Origin of the sequence: Delftia sp. DT-2 (genome assembly GCF_028401915.1) — a bacterium.
Lineage (GTDB): Bacteria > Pseudomonadota > Gammaproteobacteria > Burkholderiales > Burkholderiaceae_C > Comamonas > Comamonas tsuruhatensis.
Map to the genome: position 1 here is coordinate 1 of NZ_JAQOTI010000037.1, position 10,530 is coordinate 10,530.

The 10,530-nt window shown below is 67.4% G+C and carries 9 protein-coding genes; 3 read left to right on the forward strand and 6 right to left on the reverse strand.

Annotated elements, in window-relative coordinates:
- Positions 1-592: 592 nt before the first annotated feature.
- From PO605_RS30430 to PO605_RS30440, 3 genes are all read right to left on the reverse strand, one after another.
- Entirely contained in the window at positions 593-2,107 is a 1,515-nt protein-coding gene (locus tag PO605_RS30430) for a tripartite tricarboxylate transporter permease (RefSeq protein ID WP_016449639.1), read from the reverse strand.
- Positions 2,107-2,676 (reverse strand): tripartite tricarboxylate transporter TctB family protein, encoded by a 570-nt coding sequence (locus PO605_RS30435; protein ID WP_016454030.1) that lies wholly within the window; start codon positions 2,674-2,676, stop codon positions 2,107-2,109. Before PO605_RS30435 ends, PO605_RS30430 begins: the two co-directional genes overlap by 1 nt.
- 216 nt (positions 2,677-2,892) lie before the next feature.
- Positions 2,893-3,852: a Bug family tripartite tricarboxylate transporter substrate binding protein gene (locus tag PO605_RS30440; RefSeq protein WP_016449641.1), complete on the reverse strand. Its 960-nt coding sequence runs from the start codon at positions 3,850-3,852 to the stop codon at positions 2,893-2,895.
- Positions 3,853-3,952: 100 nt separating this feature from the next.
- Here PO605_RS30440 and PO605_RS30445 point away from each other — a divergent pair, with 100 nt between their 5' ends.
- The 3 genes from PO605_RS30445 to PO605_RS30455 are packed head-to-tail and all read left to right on the forward strand — an operon-like array spanning position 3,953 to position 6,642.
- On the forward strand, positions 3,953-4,675 hold the full coding sequence (locus PO605_RS30445) for a response regulator transcription factor (RefSeq protein WP_016449642.1): 723 nt from the start codon (positions 3,953-3,955) through the stop codon (positions 4,673-4,675).
- A 25-nt stretch (positions 4,676-4,700) separates the two neighbouring features.
- The gene (locus PO605_RS30450; protein ID WP_016454029.1) at positions 4,701-6,188 is read left to right on the forward strand and encodes a sensor histidine kinase; all 1,488 of its coding nucleotides are present in this window, start codon (positions 4,701-4,703) and stop codon (positions 6,186-6,188) included.
- A gap of 4 nt (positions 6,189-6,192) precedes the next feature.
- On the forward strand, positions 6,193-6,642 hold the full coding sequence (locus PO605_RS30455; protein ID WP_016449644.1) for an RNA-binding S4 domain-containing protein: 450 nt from the start codon (positions 6,193-6,195) through the stop codon (positions 6,640-6,642).
- 101 nt (positions 6,643-6,743) lie between these two features.
- Here PO605_RS30455 and PO605_RS30460 read toward each other — a convergent pair whose 3' ends face one another.
- From PO605_RS30460 to PO605_RS30470, 3 genes are read right to left on the reverse strand one after another with little or no spacing between them, the layout of a single operon-like run.
- Positions 6,744-8,117, reverse strand: a complete 1,374-nt coding sequence (locus PO605_RS30460; protein ID WP_272207318.1) for a uracil-xanthine permease family protein — start codon at positions 8,115-8,117, stop codon at positions 6,744-6,746.
- A 47-nt stretch (positions 8,118-8,164) separates the two neighbouring features.
- Positions 8,165-9,574, reverse strand: coding sequence for a guanine deaminase (guaD, locus tag PO605_RS30465; protein ID WP_047468059.1), 1,410 nt, complete (start codon positions 9,572-9,574; stop codon positions 8,165-8,167).
- Between the two features lie 19 nt (positions 9,575-9,593).
- A complete protein-coding gene (locus PO605_RS30470; RefSeq protein WP_016454025.1) occupies positions 9,594-10,337 on the reverse strand; it encodes a 16S rRNA pseudouridine(516) synthase in 744 nt (247 codons plus the stop codon).
- Positions 10,338-10,530 lie beyond the last annotated feature (193 nt).

The window sequence follows — 10,530 nt, forward strand, 5'->3', positions numbered from 1 at the left end:
ACGGTGCGCGAGCCGGTGACGATCTTGCCCTTGACGACGCTGTCGGTGATGCGGGCTGCGGGTTGGCCACTCATGCGGACTTCTCCTGAGTGGACTTGATGGCGCAGTCGCTTCGTATCGCTGTATCCAGAGCGGCAATTGCTTCACATTGCCTCATCCCAGGCAGATGGAGACAGTGGCGGATTCCCTGATGGCCAGGCATTTCATGAGAATGCAGTGGCTCGCCCCATGGCGTGCGGATGTCAAATGGTCGTGTCATTGTGTCAACCGCCCTGCGGACGGCTCCCCTCTCTCGATGAGCGCGAATCATAGACAGGCCAATGGCAATGGCGCAATTGATTTATGCGTCAGACTTTTCCTATAAATGTAAGCAGATTAATTATCTTGGATACATCAGCAATTGAATGAAGCTTCACCCATGGACGGCCATATCGATAATTCCCGCATGCCATTGGCGCAATGGGCATGAGGCGCCTGCTGATCCGCATCAAGGCGCGTCAATAAAAAAGCCCCCGCCTCGAAAGGCAGGGGCTGTCAGGGGCCCGTGGACGCCATGCGTAGCATCGACGGGCCGGCTAGCAACGGGTTGGCGTCAGCCGGCAGTGGCCTGCGGCGAGGGCTTGGGCTGCAGGCGCTTGAGCACGCGCGGCACGATGAGCACGCAGGCCACGATGATGATCAGCGTCAGCGACATGGGGCGCTGCAGGAAGATCCACCAGCTGCCTTCGCCGATGGACACGGCGTTGCGCATCTGCGCCTCGGCCAGGGGGCCCAGGATCATGCCCACCACCACGGGCGCGGTGGGGAAGTCGAAGCGGCGCATGATCACGCCCAGTACGCCGATGCCGTACAGCAGGAACAGGTCGAACGCGCTCTGGCGCATGCCGTAGGCACCCACGGTGGCGAAGATCAGGATGCCGGCGTACAGCTGGGGACGCGGGATCTTGAGCAGCTTGACCCACAGGCCCACCATGGGCAGGTTGAGCACCAGCAGCATCAGGTTGCCGATGTACAGCGAGGCGATCAGCGCCCAGACCAGGGCCGCGGACGAGCTGAACAGCTGCGGGCCGGGGTTGATGCCGTAGTTCTGGAAGGCGCCCAGCAGCACGGCCGTGGTGTTGCTGGTGGGAATGCCCAGGGTCAGCAGCGGGATCAGCGCGGCGGTCACGGTGGCGTTGTTGGCCGCCTCTGGGCCGGCCACGCCTTCGATGGCGCCCTTGGTGCCGAACTCCGCACGGTCCTCGCCCTTGGCCAGTTTCTTCTCGGTGGCATAGCTCAGGAAGGTCGGGATCTCGGTGCCGCCGGCGGGAATGCAGCCGAAGGGCGTGCCGATGACGGTGCCGCGCAGCCACGCGGGCCACGAACGCTTCCAGTCACGGCCGGTCATGTGCACGCGGCCCATCTTGTTTTGCGTATCGACGACCTTGCCTTCGTACATGGCGGCGTACAGCACTTCGGCCACGGCGAACAGGCCCACGGCCACGAGCACGATGTCCACGCCGTCCAGCAGTTCCATCTTGCCCATGGTGTAGCGCGCAGCGCCCGAGATCTGGTCCATGCCGATGCAGCCCAGTGCCAGCCCCAGGAACAGGGCCGTCATGCCGCGCAATGCGCTCTGGCCCAGCACGGCGCTCACGGTGGTGAACGCCAGCACCATCAGCATGAAGTACTCGGGCGGGCCCAGCTTGACGGCGAAGTCGGCCACCGAAGGCGCGAACAGCGTGACGACCACGGTGGCCACGGTGCCGGCCACGAAGGAGCCGATGGCGGAGGTGGCCAGCGCGGCGCCCGCGCGGCCGCTCTTGGCCATCTTGTTGCCCTCCATGGCCGTGACCATGCTCGCGGTCTCCCCGGGAGTGTTCAGCAGGATGGAGGTGGTGGAGCCGCCGTACATGGCGCCGTAGTAGATGCCCGCGAAGAAGATCATCGAGGCGGTGACATCGACTTTGGCGGTGATGGGCAGCAGCATGGCCACGGCCACGGCCGGTCCGATGCCGGGCAGCACGCCCACGGCCGTGCCCAGGGCGCAGCCGACCAGGGCCCACAGCAGGTTGGCCGGAGTGATGGCGGTGGCAAAGCCCGCCAGCAGTGCGTCAAAGATTTCCATTACAGCCACCCCGTCTCAGTCAGGCCCGGCAGGTTGATCGCCAGGAATTGCGTGAAGGCCCAGAACACAGGCGCCGAGATCAGCAGTCCGGTGACCACGTCCTTGGCCCAGGTGATGGGCTTGCCCGCCTGGGCCTGGCCGCCGGCACGGCGCAGGCCCTGCACGGCCAGCACGTAGCAGACGGTGCAGCTGACGATGAAGCCCACGGTGCCGATCAGCACGGCATTGACCAGCAGGCCCGTCGACACCCAGACGAAGGCGCCGATGTCGGCTCGTGGGTGGCCGCCCCCGCAAGAGGCTTCGCGAAAGCCGCCCGTGCGTGCCTCCCAGACCAGCCAGGCGCCGCAGACTGCGAGCACCAATGCACACAGCCAGGGCAGGAAATTGGGGCCGACGCCGCCGTAGCCGGCATCGCCAGGGATTTGCAGCGCGCCGAAGGCCAGGCCTGCAGCGACAAGCAGCACGCCGGAGCCGACGATGGTCTGCGCGCGTACCGAGGGAAAGCCGCTGGGCTCATCGGCCTGGGCGGCATCCGTGGCAAGTGGATTGGGTTGTGAGGACTCGGACATGGTCAGTTCCTGGCCGCAGCGGGACCGGCGACCGGTCCGGCCACCGCTGCAGACGTGGGGAAAAAATTAAGCCGCCGGGGCCTGCGAGCCGCTGGCGCGGCGCGCGGGCATCTTCCGCTTCTTGAAGCAGGCGCTGCGACTGGCGCCTGCCGTGGCCAGCAGGAGGGCGGGCCTGTTGCTGCACCGACCCCGCAAGAGGCCGGTGCAGCAGCTCGATCACACCATGCCGGACTTGACCATGGTGGCGCGCAGGCTCGCGAACTCCTGGTCCACGAACTCGCCGAAGGCATCGCCGGCCAGCCATGCAGGCGTCCAGTCGTTCTTCTGCAGCGCCTCGGCCCAGGCCTTGCTCTTGGTGGCCTTCTCGATCATGGCGACCAGCGCATCGCGCTGTGCCTTGGTGATGCCGGGCGCACCGTACACGCCGCGCCAGTTGCCGATCTCCACGTTGATGCCCTGCTCCTTGAGCGTGGGCACGTCCACGCCCTTCAGGCGCTGGCCCGAGGTCACGCCGATGGGCTTCATCTTGCCGGTGCCGATGTACTCGGCGAACTCGCTGTAGCCGCTGCCGCCCACGGTGACGTTGCCGCCCAGGATGGCGGAGATGGCCTCGCCGCCTCCACGGAATGCCACGTAGTTGATCTTGGAGGGATCGACGCCGACTTCACGCGCAATCATGGCCGCCGCAATGTGCTCGGTGGAGCCGCGCGAGCCGCCGCCCCACTTGACGGAGCCCGGGTCCTTCTTGAGCTGGGCGATCACCTCGGCCATGTTCTTGAAGGGCGAGTTGGCGGGCAGCACGAAGACGTTGTACTCGCTGGTCAGGCGGGCCAGCGGCGTGGCCTGCGTGAGGTTCACGGGCGGCTTGCCCGTAATGATGCCGCCCAGCATGACGGCGCCCATGACCATCATGGCGTTGGGATCGCCCTTGCTGCCGTTGACGAACTGCGCAAGGCCGATGGCGCCGGCGGCGCCGCCCTTGTTGTCATAGGTGACGGAAGCAGCCTGACCAGCGTCCTGCAAAGCCTTGCCCAGGGCACGGCCCGTGGTGTCCCAGCCGCCGCCGGGGTTGGCCGGCAGCATCATCTTGACGGCTGCCGCAGCCTGCGCAGACAGCGGCAGGCTGCCTGCGGCGGCCAGTGCGGCCAGCGACTTCAGAAAAGTATCACGACGCATGGTTTGACTCCTTGTGTTGTAAGGCTGTCGATGATCGGTTCGCTACCTGTCAAATGGCTGTCCAAACCCCTAGGGGAATCCCTAGATCGCTCTCGCCACGATGGCCTGCATCGCGCCCGGTGCTAACGTCCGGCCCATGCAATTGCTGCTCGTAGAAGATGACAACGCCATGCGCACCACGCTGCAGCGCACGCTGATCAGGCGCGGCATCCAGGTGGAGACGGCGGCCGACGGGCCCTCGGCCCTGGCGCAGTGGCTGGTGCGCGAGCCCGACGCCGTGGTGCTGGACCTGAGCCTGCCCGGCCTGGACGGCCTGCAGGTGCTGGAGCGTGCGCGCGGCCAGGGCCTGCGCACGCCCGTGCTCATCCTGACCGCGCGCGGCACCGTGGGCGACCGGGTGCTGGGCCTGAACGCCGGTGCCGACGACTACCTGGCCAAGCCCTTCGACCTCGACGAGCTGGAGGCCCGGCTGCGCGCCCTGCTGCGCCGCAGCAGCGACAGCTTCACGCCCAAGCCGCCGCCCGAGACCATCGCCATGGGTGCGCTGCGCTACGACAAGGCCAGCGGCGCCATCCACCGCGATGGCGAGATCATGGAGCTGACGCCGCGCGAGCTGGCCCTGATGCACGCCCTGCTGGCACGCCCCGGCCATGCCGTGGCCAAGGAGCGCCTGTTCGCGCTGGTGTTTCCCGGCGAGTCGGACGTGCAGTACGAAGCCGTGGAAGTCGTCGCCTACCGGTTGCGCAAGAAGCTGTCGGGCACGGGCGTGCAGCTGGTCACGCTGCGCGGCCTGGGCTATCTGCTCAAGGCCGAGTCGGCCTGAGGCACTCCACCACTCACCGCAGCCCATGCGCGACCCCGGTCTTCCCCTTCCCGCCCCCGCGCGCACGCGCCAGCCCTGGTCGCTGCGCCGCCAGCTGCTGACGGGCATTCTCGTGCCCGTCATTCTGTTCATTGGCTTCAATACCTGGAGCCTGTACCACCAGACGCTGGCTGCGCTGAACACCGCCTATGACCGCACGCTGCTGGCCTCGGCCAAGAGCATCAGCGAGCAGCTGGATGTGACGGGCTATGACGAGTCCGCCCAGCTGCATGCCATCGTTCCCTACTCGGCGCTGGAGATCTTCGAGGCCGACAACCAGAGCCGCATGTTCTACCGCGTCTCCACGCTGGAGGGGGAAATGGTGTCGGGCTTTGGCGAGCTGCCCATGTGGCACGGCGTCATTCCCCAGCGCCCGCCCTACGCGGCCCTGGTCGACTTCTACGACGCACAGTTCCGGGGCCGGCCCGTGCGCATGGCCGTGCTGCTGCAGCCCGTGGCCAGCGCCAAGGGGCGCGGCATGGCCGTGATCCAGGTGGCCGAGACGCTGGAGCTGCGTGAAGCGCTGGCCCTGCAGATCCTGCGCACCACGCTGGCGCGGCAGGCCCTGCTGGTGGCCGCCGTGGCGCTGATCGTGATCTTCGTCGTCCAGCGCGCCACACAGCCCGTGCGCCGGCTCAGCAGCGACCTGCGATCGCGCCCGCGCGGCGACCTGAGCCCGCTGTCGGCACCCTCAGCACCGCGCGAGTTGCAGCCGCTGCTGGAGGCCATCAACCAGCTCATGCTGCGGCTTCGCCAGCTGCTGTCGGACCAGAAGCGCTTTGTGCGCGACGCGTCGCACCAGCTGCGCACGCCGCTGGCCGTGCTCAAGGCACAGCTGCAGTCGGCCCAGCGCGGCGATGTGCCGGCCGAGCAGGCCTTTGAGGAAATCGGCGCCACCGTGGACCGTGCCACGCGCCTGGCCAACCAGATGCTGGCGCTGGCCAAGGTCGAGCAGCTGCGCCAGGAAGACAGCGCCGAGCCCGCATCGCCCGCGCCCAGCCTGCTGGACGAAGTGGTGCGCGACGTGGCCATCGAACTGTCGCCGCTGATTGCGGAGCAGGACATCGACTTTTCCATAGACACGGAGCCCTGCCCCGTTCCTGCCCACGAATGGATGCTGCGCGAGCTCACGCGCAACCTGCTGCACAACGCCATACGCCACATGCCTGCGGCCGGCAGCCTGCACATCAGCGTGCACCAGGCCGGCAGCCAGGCCGTGCTCAGCCTGCGCGACAGCGGGCCGGGCATAGACAGCGAGCTGGCGCAGAGGCTGTTCCAGCCATTTTCGGCCGGCAATGCGCGCAGCGGCTCGGGCCTGGGGCTGGCCATCTGCCACGAGATCGTGCAGACGCTGGGCGGCGCCATCGAGCTGCGCAACATCTACCGGCAAGGCCTGGTCTGCGGATTGCATGCGCACGTGGCGATTCCGCTGCAGCCGGCCACTGGCAAGCACCCCGCGCCGCGCGCACAATAACGCCATGACCGATATCGAATCCATGCGTCTGGACAAATGGCTGTGGTGCGCGCGCTTCTACAAGACGCGCAGCCTGGCGACGGAGGAAATCGGCAAGGGCCGCGTCACCGTCAACGGAGCCCTGGTCAAGCCCGCGCGCGAGGTGCGCTGCGGCGACACCGTGGCCCTGCGCCAGGGCCAGGTCCCGCGCACCGTGGTCATCCGCGGCCTCTCAGGCATGCGGGGCCCCGCCCCCGTGGCCCAGGCCCTGTACGAGGAAACCGCCGAAAGCCTGGCCGAGCGCGAACGGCTTGCAGAGCAGCGCCGGCTGGCGCCGGAGCCCGCCAGCAGCATCGCCAGCCAGCATGAAGGCCGCCCCACCAAGCGCGACCGCCGCCAGATCGACCAGGTGCGCGAGCGCGGCAGCTGGGACAGCCGCTGGAGCGCCTCCATCGACGATCTGGACCGGCGCTGAATCGCACGGCCCTGCCCGCCTCTTCCAGCAAAAAAGGCCATGCGCAACAACTGCGCATGGCCTTTTTTGCATGGATTTGCGGGAAGCAGGCCCTGCGGCGTTCAGACCACCTGGTCCCTGGCCGGGGCGTCGTCATCCTGCGCGCGCGGCAGGATGAGGTTCATCACCATGGCGGCCATGGCGCCCACGGTCACGGCCGAGCCCAGCAGGTACTGCAGCATGTCCGGCAGGCTCTGCACCCAGTCCTTGGGGGCCAGGGTGGCAAAGAAGGAGCAGATGATGGGCACGCCCACCACCAGCATGGCACGCTCGTCCAGGCGCACATGGCGCAGGATGCGGATGCCCGCCATGGCAATGGTCACGCAGACCACGGCGAACATGCCGCCGATCACGGGCGAGGGAATGGCCGCGATCAGTGCGGAGAACTTGCCCAGGAAGCCCAGGCAGGCCAGCACCAGGCCGGCTGCAATGAAAACCATGCGGCTGGCCACGCCGGTGATGGAGATCACGCCCGCATTGGTGGAGTAGCCGGTGACCGGCGTGGCACCTATCAGGGCGGCCACGCTGCAGCTCAGGCCTTCGCCCACGGCGCCACGGTCCAGCTGGCGGCTGGTGATGGGCTGGTTGATCACGGCCGAGACCGCGAACCACGTGCCCGTGGTCTCCGCCATGACCACGAGGTAGATCACGACGAAGGTGAGCACGGCGGGCAGCGAGAACTGCAGCGGATAGTCGATGCCCGCCAGCTTGGGCAGCGTGAGCCAGGGCGCATCGGCAATGGGCTGCCAGGCAAACAGCCCCATGCCCCAGGCGACGGCCGTGCCGCCAGCCAGCGCGATGATCACCGACGACAGGCGCATCCAGCGGCCCAGCCGGTTGTCGAAGCGCAGGCCCAGCATCATGGCCGCAATCAGCAGCGCCGCCGATACCGAAGCCAGCGCAATGGACTGGTTGACCGTCATGCCGCCGTGGACAGAGAACACGTTGGCGCTCAGCGCAATCGGCAGCAGCGACAGCCCCACCACGAGGATGATGGTGCCGCCGACGATGGGAGGCACCAGCCAGCGGATCACGCGGTGGAACCAGCCCAGCGCCCCCAGCGCAATGACGATGAGCGCTCCCGGAATCAGCGCGCCATAGACCGCTCCCATGCCGCCGAAGCCGCCGCCCGCGTCAAAGGCCACGGCCAGGATGGCACCCAGGGGAATGTAGGAAGGCCCTTGTGCCACGGGCATGCGCATGCACCAGGCCGTCTGGATCAGCGTGCCCAGTCCCGCTGCGAGGAAGGTGGACTGGATCATGGACGCCGCGTCGACCTGCGACAGCGCCAGGGCCGAGGCAATGATGAAGGGCACGACATACACGTCCATGGCCATCACATGTTGCAGGCCCAGCAACAGGGCCTGGGAGAGCGTGACGCGGTCGTCAGGGCGGGCGATCAGGCGCCCTTCGTAGGAGGAGGTCGGTTCGGTCATGGAGCGGAAAACGCGGGAAACAGCCAGTGCGCAAACGCAGCCGGTCTTCAGGCGGGGCTGGCCGCCTGGCGCCGGTGCACGCACGCGCCCTGCACCCAGGTGCAGGCCACATTGGCACGCGTGGCATGGTGGATGATCTTCTGCAGGATGTCGGCCGGGCCGTCCTGCTCGGGCCAGATCTGCACATTGGAGTCCGGCGCCAGGCAGTCGACGGCCAGGGCATCCATGGCATGGCCGGGCTCGATGCGGCCAATGGGAAGGTCCAGCGCATCGCCACCCGCCGCCGTGGCCAGCCACAGTGCAAAGACGTGGTCGATGCGGGCCTGCACGCCCTGCCCCGCCCTGCCGCGCCGGGCGGCCGTCTGCGCCGGATCCACGCCTTCGTGCAAGGCCAGCGAGGCTGTCATGGCATGGCGGCAGGCGTCGAACATGCTGGGGCTGTAGCCCCCCGAAATGTCCGTGGCCAGCCCCATGCCCAGGCCCTGCTCGCGGCCGCTGCGCGCAGGGAAAACGCTGTTGGCGAAATAGAAGTTGGACAGAGGGCAATGCGCCACCGAGGCACCCGTGCGCGCCATCAGCGCCACGTCATCGGCCGTGAGGAAGTTGGCATGGGCCACCACCGTGCGGCGCGTGAGCAGGCCGAAATCATGCAGCGCATGCGCATCGGTGCGGCCCTGGCGTTCCAGCACATGGGCGTGGGCCCAGTCGCTCTCGGAGCAATGGGTTTGCACATGGGCGCCGGTGCGTCCAGCCAGGTCGCCCAGGCCGCGCAGCAGCTCGTCGGTGCACGAAGGAATGAAGCGCGGCGTGATCGCCGGCAGCACGCGCTGCTGCGCGTTGTCCGGATGCTGGCGCAGCCAGTCGATGAAGCGTGCCGTCTCGGCAATGCCTTCGGCGGCGCTGTCGTCCTTGTAGTACGGGGGGCATTGCGACGGCTCGTCCATGGCCACCTTGCCGACCAGGGCGCGCTGGCCCAGGGCCAGGCAGCGTTCGGCCAGCACCTGGTTGCCCACGGCGTGGATGGTGCCGAAGTACATGGCCGTCGTCGTGCCATTGGCCAGCAGCGTACGCACCACGCTGTCGTACACCGAAGTGGCAAAGCCGGCATCGCCGTAGCGCGCTTCCAGGGGAAAGGTGTACTCCTGCAGCCAGGTTTCCAGCGGCACATCCAGGGCCTTGCCGCTTTGCGGCCACTGCGGGGCATGCACATGCAGGTCCACCATGCCGGGCAAAAGGTACTGGCCCTCGGGCAGGCGCTGCAGCGTGCCTGCGGCCGCATGCGCGGCCTCCAGAGCGGCGCGGCGGGGATCACCGCGCTCCAGCACGGCATCGATCATGCCGCGGCCATCCACGACGATCAGCACGTCCTGCCGGATGCGCAGCGCGTGCGGCGTGGGGGCATCGAAGGCCGTGCACAGCAGGGACCAGCCTGGGCGCGGCTCAGAGGAATTCATCATGGGAAACGACAAGAGAGCTTCACTTGGCCTTGAGCTTGGCCAGGTCCTCGACCGACAGCCAGCGCCACTGGCCCGGCTGCAGGTCCTCGGTGAGTTCCAGCTCGCCAATCTTCCAGCGGTGCAGGCCTTCGACGCGGTTGCCAACGGCGGCGATCATGCGCTTGACCTGGTGGTACTTGCCCTCGGTCAGCGTGAGGTCCAGCACATGCTCGCTCACCTGCTCGCAGGCAGCCGCCTTGACGGGCTTGGGGTCATCATCAAGCACCACGCCCTCCAGCAGGCGCTGCACCTGCCGCGCATCCACGGCATGCTTGGTGGTCACACGGTAGACCTTGGGCACGTGCTTCTTGGGCGAACTCATGCGGTGGATGAACTGGCCATCATCGCTGAGCAGCAGCAGGCCCGTCGTGTCCTGGTCCAGCCGGCCCACGGCCTGCACGCCCTGCACGGCACCCTTGTTCGGGCGCTGGCGCAGCGGCATGGGCAAAAGCGAGTAAATGCTCGGATAGGTTGAAGGCTTTTGCGAGCACTCCGTGCCCGCCGGCTTGTGCAGCAGCACATAGCCCAGCGCGTGATAGGCCCACTCCACTCCCTGTACGCGATAGCGCAGGCCTTCAGGATCGATGTCCTGCGTGGAGTCGAGGCAACGCACCCAGTCGTTGGCCTCGGTGTCCCACAGTTCCACCCAGCCCTGCTGGACCAGGCCCGAGCACACGCGGCGGATACCGAAGCCTTGGGAATACAGAATGTCTTGCAGTTGCATGTTGGTCTTTCAAGCCGGCGCACCCACCATGGCGCACGCACATCGCGCAGGGCCGGAACAGGTATTCTGCGCAAACAAGCAAAAAACCCCGTAGCTTTGGGCTACGGGGTTTCTTGGGCTGTAAGAGCCTGACGATGACCTACTTTCACACGGGAACCCGCACTATCATCGGCGCAAAGTCGTTTCACTGTCC